Annotated in this window: 19 protein-coding genes; 14 read left to right on the top strand and 5 right to left on the bottom strand. The window is 36.6% G+C overall.

The genetic code is table 11. From position 1 onward, the window contains the following. Nucleotides 1-40: 40 nt before the first annotated feature. Nucleotides 41-1531, bottom strand: a complete 1491-nt coding sequence (gene rseP, locus GFU89_RS18285; RefSeq protein ID WP_318848506.1) for an RIP metalloprotease RseP — start codon at nucleotides 1529-1531, stop codon at nucleotides 41-43. Nucleotides 1532-1637: 106 nt separating this feature from the next. Then, a complete protein-coding gene (locus tag GFU89_RS18280) occupies nucleotides 1638-2078 on the bottom strand; it encodes a DUF6646 family protein (protein ID WP_318848505.1) in 441 nt (146 codons plus the stop codon). Nucleotides 2079-2312: 234 nt separating this feature from the next. Here GFU89_RS18280 and GFU89_RS18275 point away from each other — a divergent pair, with 234 nt between their 5' ends. After that, nucleotides 2313-3065: a nitrilase-related carbon-nitrogen hydrolase gene (locus tag GFU89_RS18275; protein WP_318848504.1), complete on the top strand. Its 753-nt coding sequence runs from the start codon at nucleotides 2313-2315 to the stop codon at nucleotides 3063-3065. A gap of 50 nt (nucleotides 3066-3115) precedes the next feature. On the opposite strand, the gene GFU89_RS18270 is transcribed toward GFU89_RS18275, so the two are convergent. The 3 genes from GFU89_RS18270 to GFU89_RS18260 are packed head-to-tail and all read right to left on the bottom strand — an operon-like array spanning nucleotide 3116 to nucleotide 5220. Continuing rightward, a complete protein-coding gene (locus GFU89_RS18270; protein WP_318848503.1) occupies nucleotides 3116-3415 on the bottom strand; it encodes a thioredoxin family protein in 300 nt (99 codons plus the stop codon). A 13-nt stretch (nucleotides 3416-3428) separates the two neighbouring features. Then, nucleotides 3429-3806 (bottom strand): rhodanese-like domain-containing protein, encoded by a 378-nt coding sequence (locus GFU89_RS18265; RefSeq protein ID WP_318848502.1) that lies wholly within the window; start codon nucleotides 3804-3806, stop codon nucleotides 3429-3431. A gap of 4 nt (nucleotides 3807-3810) precedes the next feature. After that, a complete protein-coding gene (locus tag GFU89_RS18260; RefSeq protein WP_318848501.1) occupies nucleotides 3811-5220 on the bottom strand; it encodes an MBL fold metallo-hydrolase in 1410 nt (469 codons plus the stop codon). Nucleotides 5221-5564: 344 nt separating this feature from the next. Between GFU89_RS18260 and GFU89_RS18255 the strand changes: the two genes are divergently transcribed. The 13 genes from GFU89_RS18255 (at nucleotide 5565) to GFU89_RS18195 (ending at nucleotide 19102) form a co-directional block, all read left to right on the top strand. Further along, nucleotides 5565-7091 (top strand): helicase HerA-like domain-containing protein, encoded by a 1527-nt coding sequence (locus GFU89_RS18255; protein ID WP_318848500.1) that lies wholly within the window; start codon nucleotides 5565-5567, stop codon nucleotides 7089-7091. Between the two features lie 162 nt (nucleotides 7092-7253). Then, complete coding sequence (locus GFU89_RS18250) at nucleotides 7254-8477, top strand: 3'-5' exonuclease (RefSeq protein ID WP_318848499.1); 1224 nt, start codon at nucleotides 7254-7256, stop codon at nucleotides 8475-8477. A 262-nt stretch (nucleotides 8478-8739) separates the two neighbouring features. Beyond that, on the top strand, nucleotides 8740-9942 hold the full coding sequence (gene lysA, locus GFU89_RS18245) for a diaminopimelate decarboxylase (RefSeq protein ID WP_318848498.1): 1203 nt from the start codon (nucleotides 8740-8742) through the stop codon (nucleotides 9940-9942). 277 nt (nucleotides 9943-10219) lie between these two features. Beyond that, on the top strand, nucleotides 10220-11953 hold the full coding sequence (locus GFU89_RS18240) for a thiamine pyrophosphate-dependent enzyme (protein WP_318848497.1): 1734 nt from the start codon (nucleotides 10220-10222) through the stop codon (nucleotides 11951-11953). 131 nt (nucleotides 11954-12084) lie between these two features. After that, nucleotides 12085-12567 (top strand): hypothetical protein, encoded by a 483-nt coding sequence (locus GFU89_RS18235; RefSeq protein WP_318848496.1) that lies wholly within the window; start codon nucleotides 12085-12087, stop codon nucleotides 12565-12567. A gap of 10 nt (nucleotides 12568-12577) precedes the next feature. Then, complete coding sequence (locus tag GFU89_RS18230) at nucleotides 12578-12997, top strand: energy transducer TonB (protein WP_318848495.1); 420 nt, start codon at nucleotides 12578-12580, stop codon at nucleotides 12995-12997. After that, nucleotides 12990-13685, top strand: a complete 696-nt coding sequence (locus GFU89_RS18225; protein ID WP_318848494.1) for a hypothetical protein — start codon at nucleotides 12990-12992, stop codon at nucleotides 13683-13685. Before GFU89_RS18230 ends, GFU89_RS18225 begins: the two co-directional genes overlap by 8 nt. A gap of 100 nt (nucleotides 13686-13785) precedes the next feature. Continuing rightward, entirely contained in the window at nucleotides 13786-15222 is a 1437-nt protein-coding gene (gene miaB, locus GFU89_RS18220; protein ID WP_318848493.1) for a tRNA (N6-isopentenyl adenosine(37)-C2)-methylthiotransferase MiaB, read from the top strand. 9 nt (nucleotides 15223-15231) lie between these two features. Beyond that, the gene (locus GFU89_RS18215) at nucleotides 15232-15747 is read left to right on the top strand and encodes a hypothetical protein (RefSeq protein ID WP_318848492.1); all 516 of its coding nucleotides are present in this window, start codon (nucleotides 15232-15234) and stop codon (nucleotides 15745-15747) included. Continuing rightward, the gene (locus tag GFU89_RS18210) at nucleotides 15719-16516 is read left to right on the top strand and encodes a tetratricopeptide repeat protein (RefSeq protein ID WP_318848491.1); all 798 of its coding nucleotides are present in this window, start codon (nucleotides 15719-15721) and stop codon (nucleotides 16514-16516) included. Before GFU89_RS18215 ends, GFU89_RS18210 begins: the two co-directional genes overlap by 29 nt. A 36-nt stretch (nucleotides 16517-16552) precedes the next feature. After that, nucleotides 16553-17842 carry a sigma-54 dependent transcriptional regulator gene (locus tag GFU89_RS18205; protein ID WP_318848490.1) on the top strand — a complete coding sequence of 430 codons (1290 nt, stop codon included), beginning with the start codon at nucleotides 16553-16555 and terminating at the stop codon, nucleotides 17840-17842. A gap of 14 nt (nucleotides 17843-17856) precedes the next feature. Further along, nucleotides 17857-18561, top strand: coding sequence for a hypothetical protein (locus tag GFU89_RS18200; RefSeq protein ID WP_318848489.1), 705 nt, complete (start codon nucleotides 17857-17859; stop codon nucleotides 18559-18561). Next, on the top strand, nucleotides 18551-19102 hold the full coding sequence (locus GFU89_RS18195; protein ID WP_318848488.1) for an LptE family protein: 552 nt from the start codon (nucleotides 18551-18553) through the stop codon (nucleotides 19100-19102). The genes GFU89_RS18200 and GFU89_RS18195 overlap by 11 nt, the downstream gene beginning before the upstream one ends.

Genomic DNA, 19102 nt, shown 5'->3' with positions numbered 1-19102 from the left:
TTATACCCTACAAATATTTTTATAAAAAATTTATAAAAAATTATAATTTCCCAGTAAATACCTTGAAGATGTCGCTTCCGAAGATCAGTAACATCAATCCTAACAGGAAGATAACCCCAATCATCTGTGCGTTTTCCAAAACTTTTTGAGGAACCGGTTTCCCTACAATTATTTCATATAATGTAAATAAAACGTGTCCTCCGTCAAGTCCCGGAATAGGAATAAGATTCAGGAATGCCAGCCATATGGAGAACATTGCAGTAAAGCTCCAGAAAGCAACCCAGTTGATCTTAAAGCTTCCGTCAGAATCTTTATCAATAGGCATATTCTTTACAATCGCAATAGGACCGCCTACATTTTTATACCCCTGAACTTTTGAGTTGAACATGATCTTGAACTGTTTAACCTGAGTAGTCAGTGCTTCAATCGTTCTTGTAAATCCTCTTGGAATAGCCTCTCCAAAAGAATATTTCTTATTCGTTACGATAGCTTTTGCAATGCTTTTTTTGTCAATTGATACACCCAGTTTTCCGTTTTTGTCAACAGAAACTGCTGGTAAAGTCTGCAAGGCTCCGTTTCTTTCAACATCTACAGTAATTGTTTTACCTTTATTTTCACTTAAAAGAGTGCTTACTTCATCAAAGAATGCCGCTTTTTGACCGTTGATTCCTACAATTTTATCTCCTTTTGCAAGACCTGAAGCCTGAGAAGAAGGAGTTGTCAATGAATCAATAACCATAGAAACTCTTGGTAGGATATACAATTTTGCTTCTCTCTGCTTAAGAACATCTGCAACACCGTCAGCATTTACCGGGAAAGTAACTTCCTGTCCGTTTCTGTTTACGGTAACATTGTCTCCTAAAAGAATATTGATTGATGTATTTTCAAGTCTTTCTGCAGGTTTCCCGTCTACGCTGATAATTTTGTCACCATTCTGGAAGCCCATTTTCTTTCCGGCTGAAGTAGCCTCAATACCATTGTCAAATTTCGTGATGTCAGTATACCTTTCTCCGTTGAAGAAAGATAGACAGCTGTAAATTAACCATGCAAGGAAAAAGTTAACAGTAACCCCTCCCAGCATAATGATAAGTCTCTGCCAAGCCGGTTTCGATCTGAATTCCCATGGTTCTGCCGGTTTTTTCATTTGGGCAGTATCCATACTTTCATCCACCATTCCGGCAATTTTCACATATCCTCCGAAAGGAAGCCATCCAATTCCGTATTTAGTTTGTTCAGGGTGTTTTCTCCAGTCGTTATCCGGAAGTTTTGATATATCGATAGGAACTTCTTCCTTCTTTCCGTTGACCTCTATTACTTCAGAATCCGGCAGGTTCTTTGATAAAAACTTATATTGCCATTTTCCGTTGATTTTCTTCATGGAGAATATGGAGAAATAAGGATCAAAAAACAGGAAAAACTTCTCTGCTCTGGTCTTGAACCATATTGCCGGTAAAAAATGCCCAAGCTCATGAAGAAGCACAAGTATAGAGATGCTCAGAATGAACTGAAAAAGTTTGATTGCTATTTCCATTAATAAATTTTAGATTTTAATTTGCAAAGGTAACAATTATCAAAACTATGCCAAATAAAAAAGCTCCCCGAAACGAGAAGCTTTGTCATATTTAAAGACGATTTGATTATAAATTGAAAGAAACTCCCAGACTGCCATTATTACCTACTTCTGCAAATACTCCTATTTTCTCTGTGAAGAAATAACGGGCTCCAATGTGAGCGCCAATTCCGAAGTCTTTTCCAAGTACTCCAAGGTCTACACCGGGGTAGATGTCCCATTTTGAAGGTAGGTTCAGTGCTTCCTGTAAATGAAAGTTCAGTCTTCCGAAGACAAAAACACGATTATCTTTATCGTTGTTTTTATAATTGTCAAAATAGCCATTGATTCCGGCTCCTACTGAAATAAGTTTGTTGAGCCCATAGTCGTAAGTTCCCGTTACTCCGGTCCCATATCCCCAGGCACTCAGCCCCAGTTGTACTTTCTGATCTCCCTTTCCTGTCCAGGCCTGAGCATTAGCCATAGCCCCAAAAAAGAAGATCGTCACCATAAAAAACAATTTCTTCATAAATTTTAAATTTTTAAGGATAGTAATAAAAAAATATCTCTATCAAAAATGAAACCGAAAGAGAGTCTGCATTATAAAAATGAAAGACTTTAATAAATTATTATGAAATATCGTTTGATATTGGAGGTGAAGACGCTTTTTTATGCTGTTGAATTCTCCTGAGTGTTTCTTTTTGTAATAATAAAAGGCGTATTTTTATACTTCAGATTTGAAATAATTTAAAAAGAATAAAAGATGAAAGTTGTAGGGCTTAATTTAGATATCATCTGGAAAAATAAAGCTGAAAATTTTAAACTCATAGAAAATGAGCTTCAGAATCTAGAAGCAGATCTGTTTCTACTTCCTGAAATGTTTTCAACAGGCTTCTGTATGGATGCTTCTGAGGTATCAGATAGGAATAATGAATCACTGGAGTTTTTGAAAAAAATCTCAAAAGAAAAAAATGCTGCCTTTTGCGGAAGTGCTCCCGTAGAACAAAACGGAAGTTTTTACAACAGAATGTATTTTATAAAGCCGGATGGTGAAGTTTCTTTTTATGATAAACGGCATTTGTTCTCCTTTTCGGGAGAAGATAAAGTCTATACACCTGGAAAAGATAGGGTGATTGCTGAGTATAAAGGAATACGATTTCTGCTTCAGGTCTGCTATGATCTCCGTTTTCCTGTTTTTGCAAGAAATAATGATGATTATGATGCTATTTTATATTTGGCCAACTGGCCTGAGAAAAGGGTAGGAGCATGGGAACATTTGTTAAAAGCCCGGGCTATTGAAAATTTATCTTTTGTATTTGGCTTAAACAGGATTGGTACCGATGGGAATAATCTTTTTTATCAGGAAAGTTCTCATTGCTTCTTTGCAGATGGAAAAGAAATTTCTGAAAAACAAGGAAATCTTGTATCAGCAGAACTCAATATGTATGAATTGAAAGATTTTAGAAATCACTTCCAGTTTTTGAATGACCGGGACAGTTTCTCTATTCAATTATAAATAAAAATAAAGGCTGAAATTCATTTGAATTTCAGCCTTTATTTTTTTATCTAAACATATTGCTGCAGAAGGTTCGTTAGTGTATTCACATCATGCACACCACTTTCTTTCCAAAGCATTTCTCCTTTTTTGAAAATCGCCAGTGTAGGAACTCCACGCACCCCATATTGAGCGGCTAATGCGGGATATTGATCTACATCTACCTTGATGATTCTGGCTTCTTCGCCAATATTTTCTTTTACGGTATTCAATACTGAAGACTGTACTTTACAGGGCTGGCACCATGTTGCGAAAAAATCGATCAGTACAGGTCTTTCGGAATCAATGATTTCCTGAAATTTTTGTGACATAGTTTGGTTTTTATTAGTTTGTCTTTTTGGTTGTTTCGTCCTGAATAGCCTTTACATTCTTCCAACTTGTACCATCATAGGCTTCAACTCCGTTTTTCTTCAGAATTTCCATAGCCTGATCTGCCTGAACTCCTTTATTACAGAAAACAACAACTTTTTTACCCTTCAGGGTTTCTATGTTATTCTGAATCTCTGCCAATGGAATATTAATGGCATTTTTTGCCGTTTCCGCCGCATACTGTTCCGGAATTCTGACATCTATCAACGTTACATCAGAGCTGTTGACTACTTCTTTGATGTTAGCTTGGGGTGTGGCGGATGTATGATTTGTTTTACAGGTACTTAGCATAAAAGTTAATGCTAAAACAAGTCCGAAAAATTGAATCTTCATGACCTTATAATGTTTTAGATTGGCATACAAAATCCGTAGTTGGAAATTTTTCCGTCTTTTTGATGCCGTTAAAGCCTCCTTCTATTTCAGTGAAGTTTCTGATTCCGTGCGAGTTAAGGATGCTTGCTGCGATCATGCTTCTGTATCCGCCTGCACAGTGAAGGAAGAAATGTTCAGAATCATCCATTGTGCGTGCCCAGTCGCTGATGGCGTCTAATGGCTTATTGTAAGCATTGTCAATGTGCTCAGCAGAATATTCAGTCAGTTTTCTTACATCAATTACTTTTGCATCTTCTGTAAACTGTTCAGCAAACTCAGCTGGGGTAATTCTTTTGATCTCATCGGTTTCTTTACCTGCATTTTTCCAGCCTTCAAAACTTCCTTCCAGATAACCCACTACATTATCAAAACCTACTCTGCTTAGTCTTGTAATGACTTCCTCCTCAGTTCCTTCATCTGTTACTAGTAATAAAGGATGCTTTACATCCACGATAAGGTTTCCTACCCATGGGGCAAAATCACCTTTCAATCCTATATTGATAGAGTTGGGAACAAATCCTTTATGGAAATCCGCAGCTCCTCTTGTATCTAAAATTAATGCTCCGGTTTCTTCAGCCAGTGCTTCAAAATCTTCCGGTGCTACAGGTTGCAGCCCTTTGTCCATTACAACATCCAGACTTTCATATCCACCTTTGTTTAATGCGACATTCATTCCGAAATATTTCGGCGGTGCCATTAAACCATCAAGAACCTCTCTGATGAAAGAGGCTTTATCGGGTTGATTAAGCGCATAGTTCGTCTTCTTTTGGTTTCCTAAAATGTCTACGGTTTCTTTCTGCATGTTCTTCCCGCACGCAGAACCTGCACCGTGAGCAGGATAAACAGTGATGCTGTCATCCAAAGGCATGATCTTGGTCTGAAGACTGTCATACAGGATTCCTGCAAGGTCTTCCTGTGTAAGATTAGTTGCTTTCTGCGCAAGATCCGGTCTTCCGACATCTCCTAAAAATAAGGTGTCACCCGTAAAAATTGCAGTTTCAACACCATTTTCATCTATTAAAAGGTAAGTGCTGCTTTCCATCGTATGTCCCGGAGTGTGCATTACCTTTATTTTTACTTTTCCTATCTCAAAAATCTGATTGTCTTCAGCAATAATTGCTTCAAATTCAGGAGCAGCAGTAGGTCCGTATACAATCGGAGCACCTGTTTTCTTGCTTAAATCCAAATGTCCTGATACAAAATCAGCATGGAAGTGAGTTTCAAAAATATATTTTAAAGTGACATTGTCTTTTTCCAGACGATCCAGGTAAGGTTTTACTTCTCTTAAAGGATCTATAATGACTGCTTCATTCTCTGATACAATATAATAGGCACCCTGAGCCAGACAGCCCGTATATATTTGTTCAATTTTCATTGGGGTCTTTTTTTAATGAGTTAAAGATACAAAGTATTAGATAAATTCTAAATGAAATGTTAAATCCCATTGATAGTTTCTTTCAATACTTTGTTAAACGGATGTTTAATCCATTGTGCTTTTCAGCAAAAAGAATGCCTTACATACTATGAATCTGCAAATGCTGTTTTTTATCATGTCCTCTGTAGAAATCATATATTAGTCGGGGATTTAATACACATGGTTTGAAATTTGTTTATGAAGATGAAAATTTATTTTCCAAAGAAATAAAGATAAGTTCATCAGAAAATATCTTTATTTATCCTCCAAAAATTTTATATTTATAAGTTAAAAAAAGCGATCAGATGGCAGACAAAACACAATTTATTGAAGAACTGAATACGAGATATACTCCAAAAGGAGAACATATTATATTAGGAAAAGGAATGTTGGATGGAGAAGTCGTTACAGAAGTAAATGTAACAATTCCCCTGAAAACGATTAACCGTCATGGTCTTATTGCCGGAGCCACGGGAACTGGTAAGACCAAAACGTTGCAGGTATTTGCAGAACAGCTTTCTCATGCCGGAATTCCATCTTTGGTTCTTGATATTAAAGGAGATTTTTCCGGGATTGCAGAAGCAGGCCAGTTGAATCCTGTCATTGAAGAAAGATATGCCAAAACACAGCTTCCTTACAATCCACAGAGCTTTCCGGTAGAGCTGATGAGTATTTCTGGTGGGCAAGGTGTGAAGCTAAGAGCTACTGTTACAGAATTCGGGCCCGTATTACTAAGTAAAATCCTTGAACTTAACGATACTCAGCAAAGCATCATGTCTATTGTCTTCAAATACTGTGATGATAAAGGACTTCCACTGATTGATCTTAATGATTTGAAGAAAGTACTGCAGTATGTAACGGATAATGCACAAGGAAAAGCTGAGCTTGCAGCGAATTACGGATCCATTGCGCCAGCATCTCTTGGGACAATTTTAAGATCTATTGTTGCTTTAGAGCAGCAGGGAGCAGCGGATTTTTTCGGCGAATTAAGTTTTGATGTTCAGGATTTATTGGAAACAAGAGACGGAAAAGGAGTGGTCAATATCTTAAGAGTAGCAGATATTCAGAATAAGCCACAGCTTTTTTCCACGTTTATGCTATCGCTTTTTGCAGAAATCTATATGACATTTCCTGAAGAAGGAGATAGTGGCAAACCAAAACTGGTATTATTTATAGATGAAGCTCACCTGATTTTTGACGAAGCGTCCAAAGCGCTTCTTTCACAGATTGAAACAATGGTAAAACTGATTCGTTCCAAAGGAGTTGGAATCTATTTTATTACCCAGATTCCAGGTGATGTTCCTGAAAATGTACTTTCTCAATTAGGATTAAAGATTCAGCATGCATTGAGAGGCTTTACGGCAAAAGATAAAAAAGAAATTACTAAAGCTGTTGAAAATTATCCTACCACAGAATATTACAATGCTTCCAGCCTGATTCAGAATTTAGGAATTGGAGAAGCTTTTGTCACAGCTTTGGATGAAAAAGGAATACCTACACCATTGGTACATGCCTATCTGATCTCTCCGGAATCAAGAATGGATGTTCTGAGTGAAGCGGAAATCTCTGAGCTAACCGGTAACTCAGCACTTGTTGCCAAATATGAAGAGGCTGTTGACAGAGAGTCTGCTTACGAAATGCTAACCAACAGAATGGAGCAGGCAGCACAAAATCCAACTCCTGCACAAAAGACAAGACCGGTAAAAGAAGAACCGGGAATGTTTGAACAGGTATTACAAAGTAAAGCCGGCCGTACTTTTACCAATACATTAATGAGAGAAGGAGCAAAAGCGATTCTTGGGATGTTTGGTCTGGGAGGCAGAAGAAGATAATTTTGAGGTATAATAAGGGATGATCTGCTGGGTTTTGACATATTTTTTGTTATTTTAGCAGGCTATCTTTACTTAACAGTGAGAAATGAAACCTGATTTTATTGGGGAATAAAACAGAGGTTTTAAATATGAATTATAAAACAGCAGTTAACACACATTAAAATGTATTCAATTATAGACATAGAAAGTAATGGTGCAGGTTATAGAAATGAATGCATTATAGATATTGCCATCTACAGATATGATGGTCAGAAAATTACGGACCAGTTTATATCCCTTGTCAACCCTGAAGGAGATATTACCCCTTTTGTACAGAAATTGACCAGTATTACCCCAAAAATGGTTAAAACGGCTCCGAAATTTCACGAAATTGCTAAAAGAGTCATTGAAATTACTCAAAATACAACGTTGGTGGGTCATAATATCGATTTTGATTACAGAATGCTTCGCCAGTCATTTAAAAGGCTGGGTTATGATTTCAAAACCAATACTTTAGATACCATTCCTTTAGCTAAGAAACTGATTCCTGATGAGGTAAGTTATTCATTGGGAAAACTCGTGAAATCATTGGGAATTCCTTTGACTAATCATCATAGAGCTGAAGGTGATGCAAGAGCTACGCTGGAACTTTTTAAACTCTTGGTTTCGAAAGATATAGAAAATGAGATTATTCAGAAACAGCATGAGGAATCTAATGCAAAAACCTATATCAATAAGATCAAAGAGCTTACTCAGGATCTTCCTAATGATAAAGGCTTTGTTTATTTTCAGGATGAAGCAGGGCGTATTATTTTCTCTGATTATGTGCAGGATATCAACAAATTTTCAAAAAAAGTTTTCAATTCCAAATCAAAGAAATGGGAGAAGGTTCAAAATGAGGTTGGACAGATTAATTTTGAACTTACAGGAACAGATATTATTGCAAAGCTGATTCTGAATTCAAAAAATATTAAAAAGAAGGAAGTGCTGCCTTTCGGGCTTTATTTCAGGAATAATAAATATGTTGTTGAAAAAAATACACTCAATAAGACAGAAAAACCCGGCTTGAAATTCAGATCATTTACCCAGGGGACAAAAGCGGTTCAGTTTATTGGTTCTCAGGAAGAGTTTAATGATTATGACGTGCTGAAACAGAAAATAGAGTTCAGAAAAAGAAATGAACTGTGGCTGGGACCGGGAAGAAAATTGGGTGAAAAATTATTTTTAATCATCGAAAACGGAAAAGTGATTTCATTTGGTTTTTATGAGCTGTTTACGCAGATTCAGACCTTAAGTAAGCTGGCTAAATTAAAAATTGATCTTCCGTTATCTTCTACAGATTTAAATAATGAATTGCAGCTGGCACTGCTTCGGGGCGACTTTGAAACGCTACCATTGCCGAAATGATAGAGAATTTTAACCTTTGCCCATTTTTATTGGGAAGGAGGTGCTTTTCAAATCAATTTTCGTAAAATAAAAAATAAATAGTATTTTTGCAAAAAATAAATAGTAGCAATGCAAAATTTTAAACAAATAAAAACTGGAAAAAAGGGAACTGTAAAGTTCTCTAAGGTTTGGAATATTTAAAAGAGTTGTCTTGCATAAAAAATAATCAATTTGGCAGACTCTTTTTCGAAGGATCTGTCTTTTTTTATGTTAAAATGAAATTATGAATTCAAAAGAATTACTAAAGATTGCCAATGAGTTTGGCACACCGGTGTACGTTTATGATGCAGAGTCCATCAAAGTTCAATACGAAAAACTTACATCTTCTTTTTTAAAACATACAAAGTTCTTCTATGCAGCGAAGGCGTTGACAAACATCAATATCCTTAAGTATGTCAAGAACCTGGGTGCTTCTTTGGATTGTGTATCTATTAATGAAGTTAAACTTGGATTAAAGGCGGGATTTCCGAAAGAGAAAATACTCTTTACTCCAAATTGTGTTGACTTGGCTGAAATAGAGGAAGCAATGACTTTTGGTGTTCATATTAACATTGATAACATTTCTATTCTTGAGCAATTCGGGAACAAATACGGAAATACATATCCTATTTTAGTAAGAATCAACCCACATATTTTTGCCGGAGGGAACTATAAAATTTCAACGGGGCATATCGACAGTAAATTCGGTATTTCTATCCACCAGGTTCGTCACATCGAAAGAGTAATGAAGAGTACAAATCTGAATGTGGAAGGGCTTCATATGCATACAGGAAGTGAGATCAAAGACCCGGATGTATTTTTGCAGGCTTTGGATATCATGTTGGAGCTTTCTGAGCATTTTCCGAACCTAAAATATCTGGATATGGGAAGTGGATTCAAAATCCCTTACCAGGACAGTGAAGAAGAAACTGATGTTAAGACATTAGGGAAAAAAGTAGAAAAAGTAATCTCTGAGTTTTCAAAAAATACAGGGAAGAAATTCGAATTATGGTTTGAACCAGGGAAATTTTTAGTGGGGAAAAGCGGATATTTATTGGTTAAAGCTAATGTAATTAAGCAGACAACGGCTACTGTTTTTGTGGGAGTAAATTCAGGATTCAACCACCTTATTCGTCCTATGTTCTATGATTCTTACCACATGATTGAAAACTTATCCAATCCAAAAGGTGCAGAAAGAATTTATACCGTAGTAGGAAATATCTGTGAGACCGATACTTTTGCTTGGGATAGAAAACTGAACGAAGTAAGAGAAGGAGATATCCTTGCTTTCCATAATGCAGGAGCTTATGGTTTTGAAATGAGTTCAAACTTCAACTCAAGATTGAAACCTGCAGAGGTATTATTCCTGGATGGAAAAGCTCACTTGATCCGTAAAAGAGATGAGTTTGAAGATCTATTGAGAAATCAGATCGAAATAGTGATGTAAATTCAAGAGATAATATACAAACAGCCGCCTTTTTGGGTGGCTGTTTTTGTTTTGTTTTAAAATTAATATGTTGGCTTTTGTTGATGTACTAAGCCTCATGGTTTTCAAAATCTATGAGGTTTAAATAGTAAAAAGATCAAAATTAAATTACAAAGTTTTAACATTGAAACTGGGTGGAGGTTCCAACTTTATTAGCTAAATTTGATAGATATAGGGTTGTTAATATCCATTTCAGATCCTATTGTTCACCAAGAAATAATACCAAAACATAGTAATTATGGCAAAAAATATTGCAGAGCAGATTGTTGAAATGCTCGAAAATGCCAATGTGAAAAGAATTTATGCAGTAACCGGAGACAGTCTCAACCATCTGAATATTGCAGTCAAAAAAAGCAGCATCCAGTGGATTCATGTAAGGCACGAAGAAGTAGGAGCTTACGCTGCTGCTGCAGAGGCGGAATTGGATGGCCTGGCGGTATGTGCAGGAAGTTGCGGCCCGGGACACGTTCATCTCATCAATGGAGTATATGAAGCACACAGATCCCATGTTTCGATGTTGGTGATTGCTTCCACAATTCCCAGTGACGAAATGGGAATGGATTACTTTCAGGAGACCAATACGATAAAACTGTTTGATGACTGCAGTTACTATAATCAAATGATTACACGCCCGGAACAGGTGCAGAGAACCATTCAGACTGCCATTCAACATGCAATTTCGAAAAAAGGAGTTGCTGTGATAGGTCTTCCCGGAGATGTTTCTGAACTGGATGCAGAGGAAGGGTCTACTTCTACCCAAATCTTTAAAACCAATCCTGTTATAAGACCTTCAGATGATGAATTGAAGCAATTGGCAGCATTAGTGAATAACAGTAAGAAAGTAACTTTATACTGCGGAGTTGGCGCAGGGGAGGCAAGTGCAGAAGTTATAGAACTGTCTAAATTCTTAAAAGCACCTGTAGGATATTCATTCCGGGGCAAAATGGCGATTCAGCCTAATAATCCTAATGAAGTGGGGCTTACGGGATTACTGGGGTTTCCTTCGGCGTATCATGCAATGCACGAAGCAGACCTGGTTCTTCTGTTAGGAACCGATTTTCCGTACCAGAAATTTATGCCGGTAAAAAATAAAATTGTACAGATAGATGAAAGTCCGGAAAGATTGGGAAGAAGAGCAAAACTGGAATTAGGTCTTGCAGGGGATATCAAAGAAACGATAAAAGCACTACTGCCTTTATTGGAAGAAAAAACGGATGTTCACTTTCTGAATGAGCAGCTGGCGTTTTATGATAAAGTAAAAGAAAATCAGTTGGAATATGTAAAAGATTTTGGAAAAGAGAATGCTATCCAGCCCGAATATGTTGCTCATACTTTAGATAAGCTTGCTAAAAAAGATGCTATTTTTACTGTTGACACCGGAATGTGCTGTGTATGGGGAGCCCGGTTTATTACAGGAACAGGTGAAAGAAAGATGCTTGGTTCTTTTAATCATGGCTCAATGGCCAATGCTATGCCGATGGCAATTGGAGCTGCTTTAGCCCATCCAGAAAAGGAGGTTATTGCAATGTGTGGTGACGGTGGGTTATCTATGCTACTTGGAGATATGGCAACTATTTTTCAGTATAAATTACCAGTAAAGCTCATCGTTTTCAACAATAGAACCCTTGGAATGGTAAAACTGGAAATGGAAGTTGGCGGAATGCTGGATAATGAAACTGATATGATTAATCCCGACTTTGCTATGGTAGCTCATGCAATGGGATATCCAGGTAAGAATGTACATCTTCCCGAAGAGGTGGAAAGTGCGATCAAAGAATGTTTAGATCATAATGGCCCTTATCTTCTGAACATCTTTACCAATCCCAATGCACTTGCTCTTCCTCCTAAAATTGAATTTGATCAGATCATGGGAATGACCAAATCCATGGCACAGCTGATGCTTGGTGGTAAAATGGATGAGGTTTTTGAAACGGTGAAGAGTAATTATAAGCATATTAAAGGGATGTTATAGGATCAAAAGAAATAATTGGAAAAGTATCTGAGATTCAGGATCTATAGGTAAAACTTCATGCTTTGTGTGAAGTTTTTCTTTTTTATAAATGAGCTAAATATTTACCTTTGTTTTTATTAGGAAACAAAATCATGAGAACTCTATTTTTATTTTTGGCTTTATTTGCAGCGAATTTTTCATTTGCACAGGATCAGGAAGAACGGGATGATTCTTTCATAAGAGATAGTAATAAAAATATTTTAAAAATAGATATTAAAGAGCCTTTTATGCAGGTTGCCGTGAAATGTAATGATTTTAAACCAGCAGCATATGAAGGTGGAGTAGCAGCTTACAAAGATATTCTGAACAAATATATGTATGCTTATCTGAATTCAGATTTCTATGCGCTGACAGGAGACTTTACATTTACCTTAGTGCTTGATGTTAAAGGAAAAGTGGTGGATGTGAAAGGAATGCCTAAAGTTCAGAACAGCCAGGTTTTTTTTGATGATATGCAGTACGTCGTGAGAAGAATAAAGAAAAACTGGATGCCAGCATCTTGCAACGGACAGCCTGTAGCTTCACAGATTAAAGTTAAAATGAACTTCTCTTCAATATCAACAGATATAGACTAATACCCAATAAATGAAAAAATACCTTATGGTTTTACCTTTTTTACTTTTAAGTTTTAAAGGTTTTTCACAAGAAACAACAGCTCAAATTCAACTACAGCCTGGAGACGATTTTAGAAAAGCAGAATTCCCGGGAGGTGAAGATGCCTTTAGAAAAGAATTTCTGAATATGGTGTATGCCTATATTGATGTGGCTTTATATGCGATCAAAGGAGAAGTGACCTTCATTTTTAATATTGACCCGAAAGGTAAAATTGATAAAGTAGATATTCTTCCTAAGTTCAAAAACAGTGAAACTTTTATCGATGATATGAAGTATGCTGCCAAAAAAGTAAAAGGAAAATGGAAACCAGCTACTAAAAATGGAGTTCCGGTTGATTCTAAGTTGATAATGAAAATCAGGTTTGATAATAATACCTATGATCATGATTAGAAAAATTCTACAGGTACTGGGTCTGATTTTGTTTTTTGCTGTAGGAAAAGCCCAGACATTTGATCTTCTTCAGGGAGATATGAATCCTTATAAAGGAGGTGCTGTACAGTTTTATAAAGATTTGAATAAGGTTCTGATTGAAAATCATTCAGAGCGTTGTAATAATAGAATGTCCGAGATGTTTCTGGCTGAACTTGAAATAGAAAAGGGACAGGCTAAAATTATTAATCAAACTCTTTCTGATAATTGTCCTACCACAGTATTTGTAAAGGCTCTCGATGAAATAAATAAACTAAAAAAATGGAAAAAAGGTGCGGATGTACAGAAATATGTTTCCATCATGTTCTATCCGATCGATTATTTTGACAACTTTAAAGAAAATTATACCACGCAGGGTTTGCAAAAATATGCTGAATTTCCTGGAGGAATGGGAGGATTCAGAAATCGTCTGATCACTAATCTGAAAAGCCAGAACATCAAAAATGCTGATGGTGTAACAGTTGAAATACGATTTAAAGTTAATCAGGAAGGTGTTTTACATGATGTTAAAATACAACCTAATGATTTACAGGAGGATATTAAAAATAAGATGATGAAAGCTATAGGACAGATTGCTGAAAAGTGGCAGCCAGAATCTTTCCGCGGCCTTCCGGTAGCATCCAGTTTCGCGATGCGTGTAACTTTATGATTTTGTTAAAATAATAGCGCTGACATTCTGTCACAATATTTTGTATCTTTGCAAACTTATTTGTTCGTAATTTAAAATTGCGAACCTTAAATTGATTATCGTGCAGGAAAAATATATAGACGAAACGAAACAGGGTGAAGCTTTTGCCGTTGCTGAAAAACCGGAAAATTCTAAAAAATTGTTTTTAGAAAGCTATGGTTGTCAGATGAATTTTTCTGATTCTGAGATTGTTGCATCCATCCTTAATGAACAAGGATACAATACAACAATGAAGGTAGAAGAAGCAGACCTTATTCTTCTAAATACCTGCTCCATTCGCGAAAAAGCAGAGCAGACTGTAAGAATGCGTCTTGCCCAGTTCAAAAATTTAAAAAAAGAAAGACCGAATATGACGGTTGGTGTTCTGGGATGTATGGCGGAAAGGCTGAAAACCAAATTCTTAGAAGAAGAACAACTGGTTGACCTTGTTGTAGGTCCTGACGCCTATAGAGACTTGCCTAATCTTTTAAAAGAAACTGACGATGGAAGAGATGCCATTAACGTGATCCTTTCCAAAGAGGAAACATATGCAGATATCAATCCCGTTCGTCTAGGCGGAAACGGAGTTACAGCTTTTGTTACAATTACCAGAGGTTGTGATAATATGTGTACATTCTGCGTAGTCCCTTTTACCAGAGGACGAGAAAGAAGCCGTGATCCACATTCTATTATAGACGAATGTAAAGACCTTGCCAATAACGGATATAAAGAAATTACCCTTTTGGGACAGAATGTAGACTCTTACCTGTGGTACGGAGGTGGTCCTAAAAAAGATTTCGCCAAAGCTTCTGAAATGCAGAAAGCAACAGCGGTTAGTTTCGCTCAATTGCTTGATTTAGTGGCTAAAGCTGTTCCTGAACTAAGAATCAGATTCTCCACTTCAAATCCTCAGGATATGAATCTGGATGTTTTCAGAATGATGGCAAAACATGATAACATTTGTAACTATGTACATCTTCCTGTACAAAGCGGAAGCAATAATATGCTTGAAGCAATGAACAGACAACATACCCGTGAACAATATCTGGATCTGATTAAAAAGGCAAAGGAAATTGTTCCTGAAGTATCTTTTTCTCAGGATATGATCGTTGGATTCTGTAATGAAACAGAAGAAGATCACCAGGATACCTTAAGCCTGATGAGAGAGGTTGAATATGACTATGGTTATATGTTTGCCTATTCAGAAAGACCAGGAACTCCGGCTCACAAGAAAATGGAAGACAATATTCCTGCCGATGTGAAGCAGAGACGTCTTGCTGAGGTTATTAAACTTCAGGGCGAGCTTTCAAACCAAAGAATGAAATCTTATGTAGGAAGAATACATCAGATTCTGATTGAAGGAATTTCCAGGAAGAACAAAAACCAATGGAAAGGAAGAAACTCTCAGAACGCAGTATGTGTCTTCGATCAACTTGAAGGACAGAAAATAGGTGACATTGTGAACGTTTTTGCCTATGACAATACACAAGGCACACTTTTAGGGAGAACAGTGGAATAACAGTAAGTTTTGATCAAAGCAGTTTATCTTTTTGCTATGTTTTCGTTTGCTCTGGCATCCTGTCAGACAGAAAATGTAAAAAAATATCCCGGTACTGTAGGAGATATCGAGTTTGATAAAAAACTGGATGATGCTGATTTTAAAAAGTGTGGTTCAGAAAAATGGGGACATTTCAGCTTTCAATACTATCAAGGTACAAAGGAATATGGCTATAAAGGAGAAAAGATTGCGATCACAGAAAAACTTAAAAAAGAAAATATATATTCTGAAAAGAAAATCAACGGTTATATTACCGTAAGATTTTTAGTAAATTGTGAAGGAAAGACAGGACTGTTCAGATTACAGCATATGAGCCCGGATCTGAAAGAAATTGTTCTGGATGAAGAATTGGAAAATAAGCTGCTGAAGTTTACAAAATCACTTGATGGCTGGATGCCGAAAGAGATAAAAGGTTTAAAAGTAGATTATTATCAGTATTTAACCTATAAAATTGAAAATGGAAAAGTTTCAGAGGTATTACCTTAGCTTTTTGTTACTTATAGTTTACACCAATACTATTGCACAGGTCAACTGTAATGCAGTAGAGGGTGAGAACTGCAAAAAAGCGTGCGAGTTATACAACTGGGCTTCAGATTTACAAGGATATGCGGAATCTCAGGAAGGCTTTGATAAAGCGATTGAACTGTGTCCCGACTTCTCCCATGCTTATATGGAAAAAGCCGTTCCCTATCTTAAGAACGGAGATTTTGTAACCTGGAAAATTTTAATTGATAAAGCAGTTGCTTTAGATCCTCAAATGCACCTTGGCTACAGAGGCTGGACCAAGTTTCAGTTTTTAAGAGACTACAAAGGAGCCATTCTGGATTTAGAGGGGTTAAAAAAATATTATCCCGGAGACCTGGGAAGATCTCAGAACGGAGATTATAATCTAGACGTGGTAAGAGCAATGTCTTACAGCGCATTAGGACAGAAAGAAAAAGCAGCAGGGATTATAGAAAGCCTTCTGGAAGCCAGAGGTTATGTAAAAGGAATGTTTGATCATTACCAGTTGGGAGTTACGTATTTCGAACTGGGCAGATATGACAAAGCCCTGGAAAATTTTGAAAAACAAAGCAAAGAATACAACTTTGCCGAGAACATATACTTTAAGAGTAAAGTTTCTAAGATAAGAAACAAAGATTATTTAGATTTAAAAATGTTAGCCTTACAAACGTATGACGAAGGGAAGACCATGAAAGATGTCTACACTCATCATTTTAACAAAGTCTACAGAAAGGAAATTGAAGAGCTGTAGAAGATTAACATTAAATCAATAATCAAAAATTTACTTATGAGCAACGAGTTACAAAACATAAAAAACCGTTTCGGAATTATCGGAAACTTTCCGGCACTCAACCGGGCACTGGAAAAATCTATTCAGGTTGCCCCTACAGATATTTCTGTTCTGGTAATTGGGGAAAGTGGAGTTGGAAAAGAATTTATTCCGAAAATCATTCATTCAGAATCCAAAAGAAAGCATCAGCCCTACATTGTGGTAAACTGTGGTGCAATTCCCGAAGGAACAATAGACTCTGAGCTTTTTGGGCACGAAAAAGGAGCTTTTACCGGTGCTACCGCTACAAGAAAAGGATATTTTGAAGTTGCAGATGGCGGAACCATCTTTTTGGATGAGGTAGGAGAACTTCCACTTCAGACACAGGTTCGTCTTTTGAGAGTGCTGGAAAGTGGTGAATTTATGAAAGTAGGTTCTTCGCAGGTACAGAAAACCAATGTGAGAATTGTAGCAGCTACCAACGTTAATATGATGAAAGCCATCCATGACGGAAGATTCCGTGAGGATTTATATTACCGTTTGAATACTGTTCAGATTGATATGCCGCCTTTGAGAGAAAGAAAAGGAGATATCCATTTGCTGTTCAGAAAGTTTGCCATAGACTTTGCAGAAAAGTACAGAATGCCGGAGTTAGAGCTGGAACAGAGTGCTGTTCATTACATAGAAAGCTATTCTTTCCCAGGGAATATCCGTCAACTAAGAAACTTAGTGGAGCAGATGACTGTTGTGGAAAGAAACAGAAATATAACGGCTGAGAAACTTGCAGAGTATATTCCTATGGAAACCCACCTTCCAATGGTGGTAAATACTCAAAATGCTCCTAAGCAAAACGATTTCGGAAGCGAAAGAGAAATCATGTATAAAATTCTATTCGATATGAGGAATGATATTAATGATTTAAAATCCTTAACTTCGGAATTGATTAAGAACAGAGGAACAGCAGATTTGAGTAACCATGAGAAAAACCTGATCAACAGGATTTATACCCCTGAAAGTCAGCCACAGGTAAACTCTGGATCTTTATTATATTTTGATAATAGTAATGATGCACCAGTAGTTCAGACGCCTACGATTATCTCAACTCCTGAAGACAGTTATGAAGATATTGAAGATATCGAAGTGGAAGAAAACAGACCAGAATCACTTTCTCTTCAGAATAACGAAAAAGATCTGATTATTAAAGCATTGGAGAAGCATAAGGGACGCAGAAACAGAGCCGCAGATGAGCTGGGAATCTCACAAAGAACTTTATACAGAAAAATAAAACAATATAACCTGGAAGATTAAGCACAACATCAATAATGAAAGTAAATTTAACACCTAAGCCGATCAATTTTAAACTCGGAGAATATATTAATAAAGGTTTCGAACTTTTAAAGAAAGATTTCGGGAATATTTTTATAGCATTTTTAGTGTGCTTTATCATGTCAATTATTCCGTTCTGCGGACTGTTGGCAATGGGTAATTTATACAAGTACCTTCAAAGGCTAAGCCGAAATCAGCCGGCAAGTCCCGGAGATATCTTTGATTTTAAAGACTTCATGCCTTACTTTATGTTGCAGTTAATTATTTTTGGAGGTGTTTTACTGCTTTACATTCCTTTATTTGCTGTCCTGGGTATATCAGGGGCAATATCAGAACGTAGTGAACCTAACCCGATGGTTGGACTTTTTATGATTCCTTATGTGTTTTTATTGATTGCGGCGATATATTACTTTGTATTGAAAGGCTTTTATATCATTCCATTAATCAGTCTTAAAGGAGTTAAAGAAATAAAAGAAGCTTGGAATATCTCAAAAGTAATGACCAAGGGAAATCTATTGTCAATTTTTCTTTTCTCATTAGTAGTGAGTATTTTAGCTCAGATTGGTGTTGTTGCCTGTGGGATAGGACTTTTTCTTACCCTGCCGTTTTTATACACAGCAAACTATTTTGCTTATGAAGATGCTATGCAACAAATTGAGTATGATGAAATTACTGAAATTGGATCTAAAAATGAATTTTAAAATTAAAAATATCAGTCTGAAACAGTCATTACTGACGGGGATACTTTTTGCTGTGCTGGGAGTTCTAAACTCATGTTACAGCTTTACAGGATCATCTCTTACAGATGAAAAAACTGTTCAGATCAATGAATTTCCTAATAATGCACCCCTTGTAAATCCTGCATTATCTCAACAGTTTTCTACAGCAATACAAAATAGATTCCTTCAGAGAACAACTTTAAAAGGAACAAAAGAAAATCCTGATATCCTGATAGAAGGGGAAATTACCGACTATTCAATTACTCCTACTACCATCAGCTCCAATACCCAGACCAATCCTTCTGGTGGAGTCATTCAGCAGGCACAGAATAAACTTACGATTACAGTGAAAGTACATTATGAAAATAAAATTCATCCAGATGCAAGTTTTGACAGAACCTATTCCGATGAAGCAGCTTTCAACAGTGATGTATCACTAAGTCAAATCGAAGACCAGCAGGTAAAGCTGGTAACAGATAGAATTATTAATAAGATATTTAACGACATTGTAGCGAATTGGTAA

This window comes from Chryseobacterium sp. JV558 (assembly GCF_033712365.1).
Classification (GTDB): Bacteria; Bacteroidota; Bacteroidia; order Flavobacteriales; family Weeksellaceae; genus Chryseobacterium.
This window is presented reverse-complemented; position numbering and strand designations above follow the sequence as displayed.

Coding starts and splice junctions, on each gene's coding strand:
- rseP (WP_318848506.1), bottom strand. CDS start 1,531: ATGGAAATAGCAATCAAACTTTTTCAGTTCATTCTGAGCATCTCTATA.
- GFU89_RS18280 (WP_318848505.1), bottom strand. CDS start 2,078: ATGAAGAAATTGTTTTTTATGGTGACGATCTTCTTTTTTGGGGCTATG.
- GFU89_RS18275 (WP_318848504.1), top strand. CDS start 2,313: ATGAAAGTTGTAGGGCTTAATTTAGATATCATCTGGAAAAATAAAGCT.
- GFU89_RS18270 (WP_318848503.1), bottom strand. CDS start 3,415: ATGTCACAAAAATTTCAGGAAATCATTGATTCCGAAAGACCTGTACTG.
- GFU89_RS18265 (WP_318848502.1), bottom strand. CDS start 3,806: ATGAAGATTCAATTTTTCGGACTTGTTTTAGCATTAACTTTTATGCTA.
- GFU89_RS18260 (WP_318848501.1), bottom strand. CDS start 5,220: ATGAAAATTGAACAAATATATACGGGCTGTCTGGCTCAGGGTGCCTAT.
- GFU89_RS18255 (WP_318848500.1), top strand. CDS start 5,565: ATGGCAGACAAAACACAATTTATTGAAGAACTGAATACGAGATATACT.
- GFU89_RS18250 (WP_318848499.1), top strand. CDS start 7,254: ATGTATTCAATTATAGACATAGAAAGTAATGGTGCAGGTTATAGAAAT.
- lysA (WP_318848498.1), top strand. CDS start 8,740: ATGAATTCAAAAGAATTACTAAAGATTGCCAATGAGTTTGGCACACCG.
- GFU89_RS18240 (WP_318848497.1), top strand. CDS start 10,220: ATGGCAAAAAATATTGCAGAGCAGATTGTTGAAATGCTCGAAAATGCC.
- GFU89_RS18235 (WP_318848496.1), top strand. CDS start 12,085: ATGAGAACTCTATTTTTATTTTTGGCTTTATTTGCAGCGAATTTTTCA.
- GFU89_RS18230 (WP_318848495.1), top strand. CDS start 12,578: ATGAAAAAATACCTTATGGTTTTACCTTTTTTACTTTTAAGTTTTAAA.
- GFU89_RS18225 (WP_318848494.1), top strand. CDS start 12,990: ATGATTAGAAAAATTCTACAGGTACTGGGTCTGATTTTGTTTTTTGCT.
- GFU89_RS18210 (WP_318848491.1), top strand. CDS start 15,719: ATGGAAAAGTTTCAGAGGTATTACCTTAGCTTTTTGTTACTTATAGTT.
- GFU89_RS18205 (WP_318848490.1), top strand. CDS start 16,553: ATGAGCAACGAGTTACAAAACATAAAAAACCGTTTCGGAATTATCGGA.
- GFU89_RS18200 (WP_318848489.1), top strand. CDS start 17,857: ATGAAAGTAAATTTAACACCTAAGCCGATCAATTTTAAACTCGGAGAA.
- GFU89_RS18195 (WP_318848488.1), top strand. CDS start 18,551: ATGAATTTTAAAATTAAAAATATCAGTCTGAAACAGTCATTACTGACG.